Annotated in this window: 11 protein-coding genes; 7 read left to right on the top strand and 4 right to left on the bottom strand. The window is 61.0% G+C overall.

The features are described 5' to 3' along the window. Positions 1–242 precede the first annotated feature (242 nt). Positions 243–2,981, top strand: a complete 2,739-nt coding sequence (locus SBC1_RS05525) for an FUSC family membrane protein (protein WP_165088306.1) — start codon at positions 243–245, stop codon at positions 2,979–2,981. Positions 2,982–3,046: 65 nt separating this feature from the next. Here SBC1_RS05525 and SBC1_RS05520 read toward each other — a convergent pair whose 3' ends face one another. Together SBC1_RS05520 and SBC1_RS05515 are read right to left on the bottom strand one after the other, a co-directional pair. Next, complete coding sequence (locus tag SBC1_RS05520; RefSeq protein WP_165088302.1) at positions 3,047–3,253, bottom strand: hypothetical protein; 207 nt, start codon at positions 3,251–3,253, stop codon at positions 3,047–3,049. A gap of 121 nt (positions 3,254–3,374) precedes the next feature. Continuing rightward, entirely contained in the window at positions 3,375–3,857 is a 483-nt protein-coding gene (locus tag SBC1_RS05515; protein WP_089160731.1) for an Lrp/AsnC family transcriptional regulator, read from the bottom strand. 144 nt (positions 3,858–4,001) lie between these two features. On the opposite strand from SBC1_RS05515, the gene SBC1_RS05510 reads away from it, so the two are divergent. Then, complete coding sequence (locus tag SBC1_RS05510) at positions 4,002–4,544, top strand: cysteine dioxygenase family protein (RefSeq protein WP_165088294.1); 543 nt, start codon at positions 4,002–4,004, stop codon at positions 4,542–4,544. A gap of 54 nt (positions 4,545–4,598) precedes the next feature. On the opposite strand, the gene SBC1_RS05505 is transcribed toward SBC1_RS05510, so the two are convergent. Then, complete coding sequence (locus tag SBC1_RS05505) at positions 4,599–7,163, bottom strand: mechanosensitive ion channel family protein (protein ID WP_165088291.1); 2,565 nt, start codon at positions 7,161–7,163, stop codon at positions 4,599–4,601. Between the two features lie 166 nt (positions 7,164–7,329). Continuing rightward, the gene (locus SBC1_RS05500; protein ID WP_206366016.1) at positions 7,330–7,839 is read right to left on the bottom strand and encodes a hypothetical protein; all 510 of its coding nucleotides are present in this window, start codon (positions 7,837–7,839) and stop codon (positions 7,330–7,332) included. Positions 7,840–8,143: 304 nt separating this feature from the next. Here SBC1_RS05500 and SBC1_RS05495 point away from each other — a divergent pair, with 304 nt between their 5' ends. From SBC1_RS05495 to SBC1_RS05475, 5 genes are all read left to right on the top strand, one after another. Beyond that, positions 8,144–8,452: a hypothetical protein gene (locus tag SBC1_RS05495; protein ID WP_165088286.1), complete on the top strand. Its 309-nt coding sequence runs from the start codon at positions 8,144–8,146 to the stop codon at positions 8,450–8,452. 720 nt (positions 8,453–9,172) lie between these two features. Then, entirely contained in the window at positions 9,173–10,003 is an 831-nt protein-coding gene (locus SBC1_RS05490) for an IclR family transcriptional regulator (protein ID WP_165088283.1), read from the top strand. A 614-nt stretch (positions 10,004–10,617) separates the two neighbouring features. Further along, positions 10,618–11,985, top strand: coding sequence for an MdtA/MuxA family multidrug efflux RND transporter periplasmic adaptor subunit (locus SBC1_RS05485; protein WP_165088280.1), 1,368 nt, complete (start codon positions 10,618–10,620; stop codon positions 11,983–11,985). A gap of 33 nt (positions 11,986–12,018) precedes the next feature. After that, a complete protein-coding gene (locus tag SBC1_RS05480) occupies positions 12,019–15,147 on the top strand; it encodes an MdtB/MuxB family multidrug efflux RND transporter permease subunit (RefSeq protein ID WP_165088275.1) in 3,129 nt (1,042 codons plus the stop codon). A 4-nt stretch (positions 15,148–15,151) separates the two neighbouring features. Beyond that, positions 15,152–18,457 (top strand): efflux RND transporter permease subunit, encoded by a 3,306-nt coding sequence (locus tag SBC1_RS05475; protein WP_165088272.1) that lies wholly within the window; start codon positions 15,152–15,154, stop codon positions 18,455–18,457. The last annotated feature ends 30 nt before the right edge of the window (positions 18,458–18,487 follow it).

Genomic DNA, 18,487 nt, shown 5'->3' with positions numbered 1-18,487 from the left:
TTGGGCATGAAAGGCAACGGCTCGTTCGGCAAACGCCGCGGACGTGTCGCGAGGTGAAACGACAGGATAGCAAAGGCCGTTCTTAACCGGGACTCGTCCGAACGGCCTAGGTTTGGACACCGCCGAGTTGGGTTAGACTCGATGCCACATTAAGTCAGGTCCAGTGCCCCGACGTGGCATATCAAGACCATGGCGGGACCTGAGACACCCCGAAGAAATCCGGGCAGCAAATTAGGAAGTCGATGCGTTACTCGCTAGAAATCAGAAAATTCATTTATAGCCAGTACTTCTTCGGTGGCTTGCGGATCGCGCTCGGCGTGTCGCTGCCGGCCATCCTGATGCTGACTGTATTTCACAATCGTGAACTCGGATTCACGATTGCGACGGGTGCGCTAGGCGCAAGCGTCGTCGACATGCCTGGGCCGTTGAAGTACAAGCACAACGAAATGCTGGCGTGTACGGTCATTGGCTTTTTATCGGCGCTTGCTACCGGCATCGCGAGCGCGAATGCGGTGACGCTGTGGCTGACCGTCGTGCCGCTCACGTTCGTGTTGTCACTGATCGTGGTGTACGGCAACCGCTGGCCGCAGATCAGCTTCGCCACGCTCTTCATGATGATCGTGACGCTGGAAGAGCATTTCACGCCCATGCAGGCGCTTGTCAACGCTTCATGGATTCTCCTCGGCGGCCTTTGGTACACCTACTGGGCGACCTTCGTCAGCCGTTCGCTCGTCTATCGCATCGAGCGCCAGGCGCTGGCTGAGAGCGTGTTCAGGTGCGCCGAATATCTGCTCGCACGCTCGGCTTTTTACGATCTGGACGCCAATCTTGACGAGTGTTACCGAAAACTGATCGAAAATCAGATCGCGGCTGTCGAGCGCCAGGACGCGGCGCGCGACATCGTGCTGCGCAACCTGCCGAAACTGAGAAGCGGCAAGCTCGATGCCCGCCGGGTCATGCTCTTCAACCTCTTTATCAACGTGGTCGACCTGCACGAGATGTTCGTGGGCGCGCACACCGATTACCCGCTCGTGCGCAACTCCTTCGGCGGTCAGGACATCCTGATTTTCTATCGCGACTTGATGAGAAAGACCGCACTCGATCTCGAGGACATCGGCCTGGCCGTGCTGCAAAACCGCCCGGCGCGGGCACGCATCAATGTGAAAGCCGAGTTGCGCGCGATTGAATACGAGCTCGACCAGATGCGCCGGCACGACGTCCCGCAGAAAAATCCGGAGGCCTATTCGGCGGTGTCCGCCGCGTTCAGGAGGCTTTGGAGTGCGACACGGTTGATCGACAAAATGCGTCGCCAGACACGGCATGATCCGAGCATCACGGAAACGGTGATTCGCGTCGATCCGACCTTGTCCCGTTTTGTGTCGAGCCGCCGTGTGCCGTTCATGCAGATTTTTTCGAACCTGACCATGGCCTCGCCGAGCTTCCGGCACGCCCTGCGCGTGACTATTGCAGTGGGGGTAGGGTTCTGGCTAGGCCGGCTGCTGCCGCTCACCAACGCGTACTGGATCGTGATGACAACCGTCATCATTCTCAAGCCCGGATACTCGCTCACCAAACAGCGTAACGTGCAGCGGATCATCGGCACGGCAATCGGCTGCGCGGCGTGCGTGGGGCTGATCCTGGTGGTAAAGGACCCGCACGTGTTGCTGGTGGCCATGTTCGCCTGCATGGTCATGAGCTACAGCCTGCTGCTGTTCAACTACACGGCGAGCGTAGTGTTCACGTCAGCTTACGTGTTGCTGATGCTGCACCTGCTCGCGCCGGGCGGCATGCGGCTGATCGGCGAACGCGCCATTGACACCGTCGTCGGATGCGCTATCGCCATTGCCGCAAGCCATCTGTTCCCGTACTGGGAATACCGGTTGATGGGCAAGCAGGTGCGCGACATGATCGGCGCAATGCGAAATTATCTCGAGGCAAGCTGGTGGTGGACCGGCAAGCCCTCCGCTCAGGCTGAAGCGAAGAGCACGGCGGACGCCAATCTGTTCGCCGATGCCAACGCCGGAACAGCGCAAGCAGCAACAGCCGCGCTTGCGCGGGTGGAAGCCGGCGAAGCGGAACTCGCGACGGCGGGGAATGCTTCCCTCCGCTTGGCAAATGGAGACGACGCCGGGCCTTCGCCCGTCGTGAGCGACCGGGCAACCATTTTGGCGGAGACGGTGGTATCGAACGGAAGCACCGCAGCAGACCTCGCGAACGACGAGTTAGCCGCAAGCTTTGATAGGCATGCGGTCGCCGCGTCAGCCATGGAGACGTCCGGCGAAGCGCAGCCTCCCGCGCCCATGAAGCAAGCGGACGCCCCGGCCCAGGCGCTCGCGGGCGCGACAGCGAAGACCTCGGATCAACCAACCGTCACTGAAACGGGTAACAATCGCCCGGCTGCGGTGTCGAAGAAAAAAAACGTCGCCGGCGAAAGCGCGGCCGCGACCGCCATTTCAGGCGCCTCCGCCGCGGCAGCCATTGCAGCGGAGGCGCTCGACAGCGACTTCCGCTATCGCCTCGCGCGTAAGAACGTGCATATAGCGTTTGCGAATCTCGGCCAGGCGTTTCAGCGCATGATGCTCGAACCGAAAGCGCAGCAAAAATTCGTGCCTGAACTCAACGATCTGCTGATCCGCAGCCACGTGCTCGCGTCGCAGATCACGGCGGCGGGCCCGTTGCTGCAATCGGTAGGGAAGTCTGCCGCAGGGCACGCGTCGCAACCCGTGCAACGCGCGCTGACCGTCATCCGCGACAATCTAACGCAGGCGCAGGATGGAGTGCCCGCCCCCGAAGATCAAGCCGAGCAGTCGAAGCTGCTCACGCGCGAACTGGATTCCATGGTGGTGGGTGCGGAGCGCGCCCAGGATATCCCGGTCGATGCCGTCCAGGATCTGAAGCTGCTTGCGCATCAGTGCAAGCAAATGCTGACGGCGTCGTTGCTGATTCGCAAGAACGCGAGCCTGATCAACCTGCCGGAGTGACGGCCCGGACACCCACCCTATCGCACATAAACGCATAACCGCACAAACCGCTAGGCGGAAAAGCGTTACTGCGAAGCCCCTGTCGCAGCCGCGGCGGGTACAGTAGCGCTCGCTGCATCCGGCGGATTCTCTCTTTCGTACTCGCGCTTGTCGCGGATGGCGTTGAAGAACAACGTGCCCATCACAAGCATCACCACGACCACGATAAGAATACTGATCGCGAAGGTGGGGTTCTTCCGCGTCGGGGCCTTTTTGCGGCGGTCATCGGTCATGAAATCGAAGCTCTGAGTGGGATTGGACGAAGCGCACGATCTTACCCGACATGGATTTCAGAAGGGTTGCGTCAGCCTTCCGTCCACACCGCAGAACGCGTTCCACCTCAACCGCAAAACCTCAGTTTCCCGTCACCCCGAGCGGCGAGCGCACAGGCAGGGCGGTGGAATATTTGATCTGTTCCATCGCGAAACTCGAACTCACGTCGTAGAGTGGGACAGCGCGAATCAGCGTTTTGTAGACGCGGTCGTAATCGTCGATATCCGACACCACCACGCGCATCAGATAATCCGTTTCACCGCTCATTCGATACACCTCGACGACTTCGGGAATATCGCGCACCGCGCGCGTGAAGTCCTCCGCCCAGGTCTGCGTGTGCTGATTGGTCTTCACGGCGACAAACACCGTTGTCCCAACCCCCAGCTTGCGCGGATCGCACAACGCGACCTGAGCACGGATCACGCCCGTTTCCTTTAGCCGTTGCACGCGCTTCCAGCATGGAGTTTGCGAGAGATTGACGCGCGTCGCCAGTTCGGCAATCGGCATTGTCACGTCTTCCTGCAGCAGCTCCAGCAACTTGCGATCGATAAGGTCCATGCCCACAGCCCGCCCCTGATAGGAAATTATTCTACTTTTCCGTGCCTTGGCGAAATTATATGGAAACTTTTTCCACATGCAAACCGGTATAAAAGAGGCTCGGCTTTCCGCTCCTTTCTACCTGATTCCGCCATCCTGACGAGCCTCGCCATGACCTCTGCCCCTGATACAAAATCGCCACTCGCGCGATTGTCCGATGCACTCGATCGAGCCTGTTGCCTTGATCCGTCGTCGGCGGGATTCGCACTTGTCGTACGGTCGGCTCTCAATGGACTGTCCGGGGAAGTCGGCTTTTTGTCCGATGCCCAGCGTGAAGGCGGGCTGGATTGTTATCGGCGGCATTTGCTGGTTGCCGATCCGCTCGGCCGCTATGCCGTCGCCGCACTCGTCTGGCAAGCGGGTCAGGCGAGTCCGGTACATGGACATCACACCTGGTGCGCCTATACGGTGCTCGAAGGAACGCTGTCTGAGACACTGTTCGCATGGGATGCCGAGACGAATCGGGCAGTTCAAACGCGCCGCCACGAACGGGCGCACGGCGCGGTGTCGTTTGTCGGCGCGGGGCGCGGGGCGATTCACCAGTTGGGCAACACATCGCTCACGGGACGCACCGCGGTCTCGCTCCATGTCTATGGCGTGCCTGGCGCGCACATCTCGACGCACGTCAATGATCTCGTCATGGTTGCCGCTTAGCGGGCGTCGGATTGGTTGGCACACGCCGATAGCGAAACAGCAGCGAGACCCGCACTACCCTTTCCCCGGCTCCGACGCCGTTGGAATCTGCGGTGGCACTTGCGCTGATTGATCTGTCGGCGGCGGTGCGGGCTGGGATTTGTGTGAAACATCGCGGGCCATCGCGGCCGCGCTGCGCTCCACCGGCGACAGCGGAACCGCTTCCGTCAACTCCTCCAGATCGTTCAAGTCGGCGTCCATGCCCCCGGATTCCCGCGATACCCGTAGTTGCATTTGCGGCACCGGAACGTCCATGCCGATTTCGTCCATCTTGCGCTTGACCCTGACGTTAAATGCCCGCGCAACACTCCATTGCTTGAGCGGCAGGGTCTTGATCTGCCCTTTCACGACCATCCAGTTGGGATCGAAACGGTCGAGCCCCCACACTTCGATCGGCCCAAGCATCTCGCGCCGGTATCGGAAATCGGCCATCAATTCCGCACCGACTTCCCGAATCATCTGCGTGATCTGGTCGACATCGGCGGAAAACGGCACCCGCACTTCGAACACCGCATAAGCAAAATCGCGCGACAGATTCTTCACGACCTTGATCTGCGAAAACGGGATGGCGTGAATGGCGCCCTGCCCGTCGCGCAGTCGCACGGTACGAATGGTGAGCGTTTCCACTACGCCCGCATGGCCGCCGTCGACCTCGATCGAATCGCCGACAGAAATGGTGTCCTCGATGATGATGAAAAGTCCCGTTATCAGATCCGCCACCAGCGACTGCGCACCAAAGCCGACCGCCAGCCCGATCACGCCGGCGCCAGCCAGCAACGGCGTCACATTCAGCCCCAGATTGGCGGCGGTAATGATCGCGGCAACACTCAGCAGTCCCACGAACACCACGTTGCGGATCAGCGGCAGCATGGTGCGAGCGCGCATGCTTGGACCGCGCCCTTTGCCGCGCGACGTGTTCGGGTTGAGTGCCTCCTGAATCCCCGTATCGATCAGGATCCACACTAGCCAAGCGATAAGAATGGTCAGCAGGATCGCGCTCACCGCATGCGTGATGCCGCGTGCGGCCACGCTTTCCTCCGCAAGTTTGGTGAGCGAAAACCCCCAGAAACGCGAGGCAAGTTCGAGGAAGGCTAACCAGATCATCAGCACGACCATACGGCCAAAGAACTTGAAAAGCCGTCGTACATACGCCGATTGCCGGCGCGTCTTGCGTTGCGGCAATCGCGTGACCCGCAACACAACAGCACTGAGAAACAGTCCGACCACCAGCAAGCCGGCGGTTGCGATCGCCATTTGCAGGACGTTCTCGGAGGTGCCAATCCCTGCAAGCGTCGCGATCACCGAAGCGGATGCGAGCAGCAGCATTGGCACCTGCCAGAGCGAACCGACCACCTCGAACGTTTCAGTCGCGGCCTTGTGCTGGCTGCGCTGCTCATACGAACGGCTGCGGATCAGATGGGACACCGGCCGCTGGAACGCCAGCGTGAAATAGCCGGTCAGGATCGCCGCGCCCATGTTCGCGACCGTTGAGAGGAGCCCGGACAGATTCGTGCCGAGCTGTTGTGCCACGTCGTAGTTCGATGCGGCGTCGCCCAGTGCGCCGAGCGTGCCAATGAGAAATAGCAGGCGACGTGCATGCAGAATCAGCAGATGCACCGCCACCCGGCGATGCGCCGAGCCGAACAACGAGAACATGATCAGGCAGATCGATGAAAACACGGCGCCCGCGACAATCGCGTACGCCGTCACCATCGCGAGCGTGCGGCCGAGCGACACCGGCATCAGCCGCACAAAAGTCAGCGCCGCGATGAACGCGAACAGGTAAGGCCCGACCCGCCGCAGCGCGAAGATCAAAAGCTCGCTGGTGGTGGGATTGGCACGCAGCCCGAAATGGACTTTGTAACGCGCGTGCAAGTACCGCTGGAGGTAGACCAGCAGGAACGCGCAGACGCCCCAGCCAGTCAACATCAGGCAATAGTTGAGCAGCGTGTGGCCGAAACTCTCGCGGCTCTGTCCCGAGACAATGGTGAAAAGCTCATTGCCCGCGGCGTTCAGGCGACCGCCCCAATAATTGAGCGGCGTACGACCGCGGCTGAAGTCGGCTTCTACGCTCGACAGCCCCGACGCGATCGCCCCGAGCAGCCCCGTTTTAGGCGTGATAGCGGCGACGACCGCCGACGCTGCCGTCGTTGAACTTGCGGACGAGGCCGCGGCTACCTCCGGCAGCACTGCCGCGCCGGAACCGTCGGACGCAGCGGCTGTGCCCGCGGCTTGCGCGGCAGCTTCGGCGTCACGCTTGGCATCGCGAAGCTTTTTCAACTGCGCGACCAGCGTCGTGCGTTCCCGGTCGTTGTCCAGCGTGGAAATGACTGTGTCGAGCGAGCGCGTCAGATCCGCGTCGCTGGCCGGACTTGCCGTGGCGTCCGCCGTGCCGGAAGCGGCAGCGGCCCCCGATCCCGGGTCTGATGCCGCGGGTTTGTTGATCAGTTCCTGAAACGACGGCAACGTGAGCGCAGGAGGCGCGGCGCTAGCGTTCAGGGCGAAAACAGTGAGCGCCGAGCTGACCAACGCGGCGAATACCAGCGCGCTAGCAAGCGCCCGGATGCGGCTTGGTTTCATGGCGGTGCGCAATAGGCAAAAGAGGTAAAAGACCGCCAGTTTAGCCGCTGCGCTGAAATAATCTTTAGACAATACGGTCACGCAGGTAACGAGATGTTAGCCCGCAAAGGCCGTGTTTACCGCGTTGGAAAGCGCGACAGGTTCCGAGACTCCACGGGGTTGTCACCTATTTGTCCATGTCCGAGCGGGCGTTGCCTGGGTCTGCTGAGGTGGCGGCCGAACCACTCGATGCACCGCTCGAAGAACTGCCCGAACCTGTTGCCGATGCTCCGCTCGCCCCGCTTTGACTCATAGCTGAGCTTGCCGACCAGTCCTGCAATTTGTGCCCGGCGGACTGCAGGCCCGCACCGGTATCGCTTGCGGCGTTGATGATAGCCGCGTTTGTCGCGCTTGCCGCGCCCTCCAGATTGGCGCGCGCGGCTGCAGCCACGCCGCTCGCCGACATATCCGGCAAGGTGCCCGCCGACTGCAGGTTCTGCTGCGCGGACTGCTTGACCGAGTCGACCTGCTGGCCGACATAGTTCTCTGCCTGATCGAATTTCTGGCCAGCCTGGCTGGCTACGTTGCTCAGCGCACCGGCGGCCTGCCCCGCCGCGGCGTCGTGCTTCTCACACGCGGCGAGAAGTCCAAGCGCAACCATGGCGCCGGCCAGCCGGTTCATCCAGTTCTTTTGCATCGTCATTGTCCTCTTGGGCGAGCAAAATGCTGCCCACCCGATTGTTACATTCACCGCTTGAACGGGTCATCCGAACCCCATGATAACCGTGCACGCCAGCCCATCTCCTTACAACCAAACGATGCTGGCCATTCGGCCGGGTTTCGGGCGTATCCCCGGATAAACGGCAGTAACTCGCAGTAACCCCACCCGCCCAGTCTCGAAACAATCAAAATTCGACCTGCTTTAAGACGCTTCTGATTCATTTCACCGACGCCGCTTCTTATAGTGCGGCCATCCCTGAATTAGATATTGAAGTGTTGTCATGATCCTGATGAACTTGCTAGTTGCCCTCGTCGCCGGCCTGATCCTTTTTGAGCCATTCACGCGCACGCCCATGTCGCGTTCAGTGCGTTTTTCAGACCATCGCAGCCGAGCCATGCGCGCTTTTGTGCAGGCAGGCGTGGCACTCGTCGCCGCAATGATTGTAGTTACCAGCAATCCCTCGCCGCAGCAGGTTTCTCCTATGTTCGTGTTCGGCAGCGCAGCAGTACTAGGAGTGGCGGGCATTTACTGGGCGCTACGCGGCCGGCACTTGCTGAAACCCGGCAAGATGTTTGCTGCGCACCGTTAGTGGTATTGACGAGGTATTGACGACGGCGTGAGCCCTGCGCCGGGTTAACCGCCGTGCGCATATCAGCGCTTCTCACGATGCCCTTTCATTTCGGAAGGGCATCGGCTTATTGGCGAAAGCATCAAAATCTTTAGTTCACCCGAAATACTAAACATGCGCGGGGAATGCATTGGAAAACCTGAGATAAGGTAGCCTAAGGCCCTAGCTCGGCTTTCGATCGCGCGCACCGTATCCTGCGTCCATCATTGTTTGTATTGGAGCGAGGTCGGCACCGGGCAACAACGCCTTTGCATGCGCGAACGCAAACACGCTATAAGGACAGCGCTGTCCGAACACGTTCGGGAGCGCCCTCTTCCGCAAGCAAAAAAAAGGCGCTACGTTGCCGTAGCGCCTTAAAAGTTCTAGCCATTCCGAGGGCCGTGCTAGAACCTGAGAGCTGGTTATCGATCGCAATTCGACGCGCGCAACTAGCGCTTCCGGAGTGCTTTCGAAATCGGGTTCCATTTTTTACGTTATGCGAAACCTAGTCAAGCGAAATTTCGAGGTTTGAGCGACTATCTGACTGTAGGTACGCGGGTTTGATGACAAAAACGGGTCCGGCAGATACACGTTTTCACTGCTGGATAATACGATTCCGGTGAGCGGTGGCGCGCGTGCTCAGTCAACTTCGACGAATGGCGTCTCCGGCCTTTCCAACGAAACCAAGTTCCGAAAAAAATAATGCAAATCACTGAGAGCCGGCCTACGAGCCGGGAAAAGGAAAAAGGGCGTGATGGGGAAGAAGTTGTCGCGTTGTCGCGGGGCCTCGACGTACTCCGTCGTATCGCCGCCGCCAACGCTCCGGTCAGCAATCGCGAGCTAGCCGAATGGACGGGCATTCCAAAACCGACCATCTCGCGATTAACGGCGACCCTGGTGAGCGCCAACTTGCTGTTTCAATTACCCGACAGTGAGCGTTTCGTACTGACGGCTTCAGTCCTGGAATTGAGCAACGGTTTCCTGCGCAACTTCGACATCCGGGCGCGGGCGCGGCCGTTTCTTATAGAACTGGCGGACCGGACCACGCTAAGCGTACATCTCGCCGTACGCGACAGGCTGGACATGGTCGTCATCGATACCATCCGGCCGCGCTCGGCCGTGCTTGTATCGCGGCTCGAAGTCGGCTCGCGGATGGACCTCGGCCGCACGGCGGTCGGCCGTGCTTATCTGGCGGCGCTCGGCGAGCCCGACAGGGCCGGCCTGCTCGACAGTCTGCGGACCGCCTCGGGTGACGACTGGCCGAGCATCGACAGCAGCTTGAAGCCGGGCCTGGAAGACGCGGTGCGCCGTGGCTTCGCCATCTCCACCGGTGATTGGCATCAGGGGCTCAACGCCGTGGCAGCGGGGTTTGTGGGGCCGTCGGGACAACGCTACGCGGTCAATTGCGGCGGCGCTGAATATCAGGCCCCACGGGACGTGCTGCTGAACAAGGTGGCGCCTGCGTTGCTCGAATGCGTCGCGAAGATCACGCACGAGATCGGCGGAACACCGTCCGCGCGCCTGAGCGAATAACGCGCCGAATAACGCCCGCGACGTCTCGCCACATTACGCTTCGCTTCGCCCCATGCGCCTGATGGGCGGCAAAACACCCGATGTACCGTTGTGCGCCCGCATCGGCAAATCGGGACGTTTTGCCGCCCATCGTTGCGCTTCCTCGCGCATGCGCCCGCCGCACGCCCCCCCTGCTTCGAGTCCAGACTCATGGATCACGCCTTTTCATGGCTTCGCGTCACTCGTGAATGCGCAAGACGATACGATGTCGGTCGGCGTTGACGTCCTTCCGCGCGTTGTTTTCGAATTGCCTGCTATCTCATCGGGATTCGTAACGTTCGTAATCAATCGAAAGAAAGATAGCTGGACTGCAACGAAGCACGGGACGTAGCATCATGCTTCGCGCGCCCGGGCCACCTTTCGAAGCTTTCACTCAAATGAACATTTCGCGAGTACATCGGGCGCCAATGGCGTGCTCGCCGCGTGGCTGACCAATGCGTCGCGTAAAGTGCGTGACGTAAATCGACGGCGTTCCCAGTACGCTTCAGAACCCGTCCACGCGAACGCCGGCAAACCACCCCGCCAGCACCTCAAGACAGTTTCCGAGCCCACCGACTCACCGAGCCACTGAAACGATGGACGAACAAAAAAAACACCCAGCACCACCGCCTTACTCTGAAGCCCGTTCGCCTACCTCCCAAGCCTCGACTCCTCCTGTGCCCGCCTCCCGGCCCCGCCGGCGCCGGCTCGTTTGGATCGTCGTCGCGGTCCTGATCGTGGCAGGCTTGATCGCATGGCATCCGTGGAACCGCGGTGGTGCTGATAACTCGCAGCAAGCGCGGCAGGCAGGCGGCGGCCGGCACGGTGGCGGCGGTCCAGGCATGGCGGCTCCGCCGCAACCGGTGCATGTCGCAACGGTCACGCAAGGTGAAATGCCGGTGGTGATCAACTCGCTCGGGACAGTGACGCCGCTGGCGTCGGTCACGGTCAAGACGCAGCTCAACGGCACGCTGCAGGACGTCGCCTTCCAGGAAGGGCAGATGGTCAAGAAGGGGGACGTCCTGGCGCAGATCGACCCCCGCCCCTACGAGATCTCGCTGCGCAATGCGCAAGGCACGCTCGCGAAAGACCAGGCGCTGCTGCAGACTGCCCGCCTCGACCTGAAGCGCTATCAAATGCTGCTTTCGCAAGACTCGATCGCGAGCCAGCAAGTGGATACACAGGCGTCGCTCGTGCAGCAATACGAAGGGACGGTAAAGTCGGACCAGGCTAATGTGGATACCTACAAGCTCGACCTGACGTACGCGCGCATCACGGCGCCGGTGTCGGGCCGTGTCGGCTTGCGGCAAGTCGATCCGGGCAACTACGTGACAACCGGCGACACGAACGGCGTGGTGGTCATTACGCAACTGCAGCCCATCAGCGTCATTTTCACGACCTCCGAAGACAACCTCACCGCCATCCTGAAGCCGCTGCATGCGGGCACGAAGATGTCGGTGACCGCTTACGACCGGGCCAACACCAAGTCGCTCGAAAGCGGTTATCTGGAAACAATCGATAACCAGATCGACACCACCACGGGCACCGTCAAGCTGCGCGCGACCTTCGACAACCAGGAAAGCATGCTGTTTCCGAACCAGTTCGTGAACACGAAACTACTGGTCGATGTCATCAAGGACGCGACCATCGTGCCCACGCCGGCGGTGCTCAACGGTTCATCGGGCGCGTTTGTCTATGTGGTGAAGCCGGACAATACAGTGACTGTGCGCAATGTGAAGATCGGTCCGGTCGATGGAGAACGCACCAGCATCAAGACAGGTCTGGAAGTGGGCGAACGTGTGGTGATCGACGGCTCCGACCGCCTGAAGGAAGGCGCGAAGATCACGATCCCGGCAGACAAGCCCAAGGCTGCTTCCGGCGCTTCCGGAGCCGCGACGGCATCGGCGGCATCGGCTGCTTCGGGCGCGCATCACGGTCACCATCGCAAGCAACAGCAACAATGATGTACTCATGATCCATAACCGCACTGCACCCGCATGAATCCATCGCGTCCTTTTATTCTGCGTCCGGTCGGCACGGCGCTGCTGATGGCTGCAATCATGCTGGTCGGCCTCGTCGCGCTGCGCTTTTTGCCGCTGTCCGCGTTGCCCGCCGTCGACTATCCGACCATCCAGGTGCAGACGTTCTACCCGGGCGCGTCGCCGGATGTGATGACCACTTCCGTCACCGCGCCGCTCGAAAAGCAGTTCGGGCAGATGGCCAGCCTGAACCAGATGTCGTCGCAAAGTTCGGCGGGCGCCTCCGTCATTACGCTGCAATTCAGTCTCGACTTGCCGCTCGACATTGCCGAGCAGGAAGTACAAGCGGCGATCAACGCAGCAGGCAACCTGCTGCCGTCCGACCTGCCCGCTCCGCCAATCTACGCGAAGGTGAACCCCGCTGACGCGCCCATCATCACGCTCGCGATCAGCTCGAAGACCTTGCCGCTCACGCAGGTCCAGGATCTCGCCGACACCCGCCTCGCGCAGAAGATCTCGCAGGTCGGCGGCGTGGGACTGGTGTCGGTCAGCGGCGGCAACCGGCCGGCTGTGCGTATTCAGGCGAACACGCGCGCGCTGGCGTCGTATGGCCTGAACATCGACGACTTGCGCACCACGATTTCGAACCTCAACGTCAACACGCCGAAGGGCAATTTCGACGGTCCGTCGCGGGCCTACACGATCAACGCGAACGACCAGCTCACCGACGCGAGCGCCTACCAGAGCGCGGTCATCGCATACAAGAACGGCCGGCCGGTGATGCTGACGGATGTCGCGACGGTCATCCAGGGTGCGGAAAACACCAAGCTCGGCGCGTGGGTGGACAACACGCCGGCCATCATCCTGAACGTGCAGCGCCAGCCGGGCGCGAACGTGATTGCGGTGGTCGACGGCATCAAGAAGATCCTGCCGCAATTGCAGTCGGCGCTGCCGGCCGCGCTCGACGTGCGCATCGTCACCGACCGCACCACGACCATTCGCGCCTCGGTGCGTGACGTGCAGTTCGAACTGGCGCTCTCCGTAGTGCTGGTCGTGCTCGTGATCTACCTGTTCCTCGCGAACGTCTGGGCCACGCTGATTCCGAGCTTGTCCGTACCGGTCTCGCTAATCGGTACGCTCGCCGTTATGTATCTGTGCGGCTTCTCGCTCGACAACCTTTCGCTGATGGCGTTGACCATTGCGACGGGTTTTGTCGTCGATGACGCCATCGTGATGATCGAGAACATCGCGCGTTATGTGGAGGAAGGCGAGCCACCGCTCGAAGCGGCGCTCAAGGGCTCGAAGCAGATTGGCTTCACCATCATTTCGCTGACCGTTTCGCTGATCGCGGTGCTGATCCCACTGCTGTTCATGGGCGATGTGGTCGGTCGCCTGTTCCACGAATTCGCGATCACGCTGGCCGTGACCATCGTGATCTCCGCAATCGTCTCGCTCACACTCGTGCCCATGCTGTGCGCGAAGCTGTTGCGTCATACGCCGCCGAAGGAAAGTCACCAGTTCGAAGCACGTGCGCATCAGTTCATTGACTATGTGATCGGGCGTTATGGCGTCGCGCTGACATGGGTGCTCGACCGGCAGCGCTCGACGCTGGTGGTCGCGCTGCTCACGCTCGTGCTCACCGCTCTGCTCTACATCTGGATTCCGAAGGGCTTCTTCCCGATCCAGGATACCGGCGTGATCCAGGCGATTACGCAGGCGCCGCAAGCCGCGTCTTACCAAGCGGTGGCTGAACAGCAGCAAGCACTCGCCGCGCAGGTTCTGAAGAACCCAGATGTTGAAAGCCTGACCTCGTTCATTGGCGTGGACGGAACCAATATCACGCTGAACAGCGGCCGGATGCTGATCAACCTGAAGCCTCGCGACGACCGCAGCAATACATCGAGTGACGTGATCCGCACGCTGCAGAAAGACGTGGCGAACATTCCCGGCATCCGGCTCTACATGCAGCCGGTGCAGGATTTGACCATCGACTCCACCGTCAGCCCGACCCAATATCAGTTCATGCTGACGGACCCGAATTCGGCGGAGTTCGCGGAATGGGTGCCTAAACTGACTGCGCGGCTGCAGCAATCGCCAGAACTGGCGGATGTCGCGACCGACCTGCAGCAGAACGGCCAGTCGGTGTACGTGGAGATCGACCGTTCGACGGCTGCGCGCTTCGGCATCACGCCGGCTACCGTCGACAACGCCCTCTACGACGCATTCGGTCAACGCATCATCTCGACCATCTTCACGCAGTCGAACCAGTATCGCGTGATCCTGGAGTCCCAGCCGACCGAGGAGCATTACAGCGAGACGCTGAACGGCATCTATCTGCCGTCCTCCACGGCAAGCTCCGGTCAGGTGCCGCTGTCGGCTATCGCGACCTTCCATGAACGCGCGGCGCCGCTGCTGGTGACGCACCTCGGGCAGTTCCCCGCGACCACCGTTTCGTTCAACCTCGCGCCCGGCGCGTCGCTGGGCGCGGCCGTGAAGGCGATCGGTCAGGCGCAGAAGGACATCGGCTTGCCCGCCTCGTTCCAGATCCGTTTCCAGGGCGCGGCGCTGGCTTTCCAGGCGTCGCTATCGAACGAACTGTTCCTGATCCTGGCCGCGATCGTCACCATGTATATCGTGCTCGGCGTGCTGTATGAGAGCTTTATCCACCCGATCACGATTTTGTCCACGCTGCCCTCGGCGGGTGTCGGCGCGCTGCTTTCACTGATGATTACAGGACACGATCTCGACATCATCGGGATCATCGGCATCGTGTTGCTGATCGGCATTGTGAAAAAGAACGCCATCATGATGATCGACTTCGCGCTGGAAGCCGAACGCGAGCAAGGCAAGAGTCCGCGCGATGCAATCTATCAGGCGTGTTTGCTGCGCTTCAGGCCAATCCTGATGACCACCATGGCCGCGCTCTTGGGCGCGTTGCCGCTGATGCTGGGCTGGGGCGCGGGCTCCGAACTGCGTCGACCGCTCGGGATTGCGATTGTGGGCGGCTTGATCGTGTCGCAAGCGCTGACGCTCTTTACCACGCCGGTGATCTATCTCGGCTTCGATTCGCTCGCGCGCCGCGTGCGTTCGCGTTTCCACCGGAACGCGCCGCCCCACCCGGCGAGCCCGGCAAGCGGAACGGAGTAAGCGCATGAACCTGTCGCAACCGTTCATCGCGCGCCCGGTCGCTACCACGTTGCTCGCTATCGGCATTGCGCTCGCCGGCCTGTTCGCGTTCACGAAGCTGCCGGTCGCGCCGTTGCCGCAAGTCGATTTCCCGACCATTTCGGTCCAGGCGAGCTTGCCCGGCGCGAGTCCGGAAACCGTCGCGACCAGCGTGGCGAGTCCGCTGGAGCGCCATCTTGGCTCGATCGCGGACGTCACCGAAATGACGTCGCAAAGCTCGGTCGGCTCAGCCCGTATCACGTTGCAGTTTGGTTTGAACCGGGACATTGACGGCGCCGCGCGCGACGTGCAGGCCGCCATCAACGCGTCGCGCGCCGATCTTCCCACGGCGCTGAAAAGCAATCCGACTTACCACAAGGTCAACCCGGCCGACGCGCCAATCCTGATCCTCGCGCTCTCCTCCCCGACTCGAACGGCTGGTTCGCTATACGATTCGGCCGCGACCGTGCTGCAGCAAACGCTATCCACTGTGCCCGGTGTGGGCGAGGTGGATGTGAGCGGCTCGGCGAATCCTGCGGTGCGTGTGGAATTGGAACCGAACGCGCTGTTCCACTACGGCATCGGCCTGGAAGATGTCCGTGCGGCGCTGGCGTCGGCGAATGCGAACAGCCCGAAGGGCGCCATCGAGTTCAACGGCACCCACTTTCAGCTCTATACGAATGACCAGGCGAGCAAGGCCGAGCAGTATCGCGACCTGGTGGTCGCTTACCGGAACGGCGCCCCGGTGCATCTGCGCGATGTCGGTGAAGTAGTCGATTCGGTCGAGGATCTGCGCAACCTGGGCCTGATCAACGGCAAGCGCGCCGTGCTCGTGATCATTTACCGCCAGCCGGGCGCGAACATTATCGACACCATCGATCGCGTGAAGGCCATGGTGCCACAACTCCAGGCCGCGCTCCCCGCCGACGTCGAGATCACGCCGACCTCCGATCGCTCGACCACGATCCGCGCGTCGCTGCACGATACGGAATTCACGCTGATTGTTGCGGTGGCGCTGGTCGTGATGGTCGTGTTCCTGTTTCTGCGCAACTGGCGCGCGACGCTGATTCCAAGCGTGGCCGTGCCGATCTCGATCATCGGCACCTTCGCCGCAATGTACCTGCTTGGGTTCTCGCTCGATAACCTCTCGCTGATGGCGTTGACGATTGCGACGGGGTTCGTGGTCGACGACGCCATTGTCGTGCTTGAAAACATCTCGCGGCACATAGAGAACGGCGTGCCGCGCATGAAAGCCGCCATTCTTGGCGCGCAGGAAGTGGGTTTCACGGTGCTATCGATGAGCATTTCGCTGGTCGCCGTGTTTATTCCTATCCTGTTGATGGGCGGCATTGTTGGCCGGTTGTTCCGCGAATTCGCGTTGACGTTGTCGTTGGCGATTGCGGTTTCGCTGGTTGTCTCGCTGACGGTCACGCCCATGATGTGCGCGCGTTTGCTGCACGAACCGCACAACCAGAAACCCCCGGGACGGTTTTCGCGCTGGCTTGAACGCCAGTTCGTGCGGATGCAGAACGGCTACGCGCGCACGCTCGGCGTGGCGCTCGCACATCCGAGGATCGTCTTGCTGGTGTTGCTCGCGACCATCGGGTTGAATGTGTATCTGTACATCATCGTGCCGAAGGGATTTTTCCCGCAGCAGGATACCGGGCGGCTCGTTGGTGGCATTCAGGCTGACCAGAGCACGTCTTTCCAGGCGATGAAAGGCAAGTTTTCCGAGATGATGAAGATCGTGCAAGCCGATCCGGCTGTGGAAAGCGTCGCCGGTTTCACGGGTGGACGGCAAACCAACTCGGGCTTCATGTTCATTTCGCTGAAACCCAAGAAGGACCGCAAGGTATCGGCTGAACAGGTGATCCAGCGCCTGCGCGCACCTCTTTCCGATGTCGCGGGCGTTCGGACCTTCCTGCAAGCGGTGCAGGACATTCGCGCGGGCGGGCGGCAATCGAATGCGCAATACCAGTTCACGCTGCTGGCTGATTCCACCACCGATCTCTACACGTGGGGACCGAAGCTCACTGACGCCCTGCTCAACCGTCCCGAACTCGCTGATGTCAATTCGGACCAGCAGCAAGGCGGTCTGGAATCGTTCGTGACGATCGATCGGGCGACGTCCGCGCGCCTGGGCATTCAGCCGGCGCAGATCGACAACACGCTCTACGACGCGTTCGGCCAGCGTCAGGTGTCCACCATCTACAACGAGTTGAGCCAGTACCACGTGGTGATGGAAGTCGCGCCGAAATACTGGCAAGACCCGGAAATGCTCAAGCAGATTTATGTGAGCACGTCGGGTGGGACCGCGAGCGGGTCGGCATCGACGAACGCGACCACGACTACTTCAACGTCAACGTCCACGAGTTCGAGCAGCAGCGCTTCGTCAACTGACACGACCAGTTCGCTGGCGTTGGCGTCCATCCGCAATGCCGCGACCAACGCCATTGCGGCGAGCGGCAAGTCCAGTTCGTCGTCGGGAGCGGCTGTGTCAACGTCGAAGGAGACGATGATCCCGCTCTCGACCATTGCCAAGTTCGGGCCGGGTAACACGCCGTTGTCGGTGAATCACCAGAGCCAGTTCGTGGCGTCCACGATCTCGTTCAACCTGCCGCCCGGCAAGTCACTTTCCGACGCCACCGCTGCCATCTACGAGACCATGGCGACCATTGGCATGCCGAGCACGATTCACGGCAGTTTTGCGGGTACGGCGCAGCAGTTTCAGGATTCGACCAAAGATCAGCCGATCCTGATCCTGGCTGCACTTGCCGCGGTGTATATCGTGCTTGGAATTTTGTACGAGAGTTACATTCATCCGATCACGATCCTCTCGACATTACCCTCGGCGGGTATTGGCGCGTTGCTCGCGCTGCTGCTGTTCAGGACGGAGTTCAGCATCATTGCGTTGATCGGGGTGATCTTGCTGATTGGCATTGTGAAGAAGAACGCGATCATGATGGTCGACTTCGCGATCCAGGCGCAGCGGCATGGCGCTGCAACGTCGCGCGAGGCGATCGAGCAGGCGTGTTTACTTCGTTTCCGGCCGATCATGATGACAACGGCTGCGGCGCTGCTGGGTGCGTTGCCGTTGGCGTTCGGGACTGGCGAGGGATCGGAGATGCGCGCACCGCTCGGGATCGCGATTGTGGGCGGGTTGATCGTGAGTCAGTTACTGACGCTTTATACAACACCGGTGGTTTATCTTTATATGGACCGGATCCGGATTTGGTCTGAGGAACGGCGCGCGCGCAGGGGTCAGGCAGGTCCGGCTCAAGTCATTGAGTGACGGTTTTGCTTGTCAGGGGACGGGCGGCGT

It is taken from the genome of Caballeronia sp. SBC1, from assembly GCF_011493005.1.
Classification (GTDB): domain Bacteria; phylum Pseudomonadota; class Gammaproteobacteria; order Burkholderiales; family Burkholderiaceae; genus Caballeronia.
This window is presented reverse-complemented; position numbering and strand designations above follow the sequence as displayed.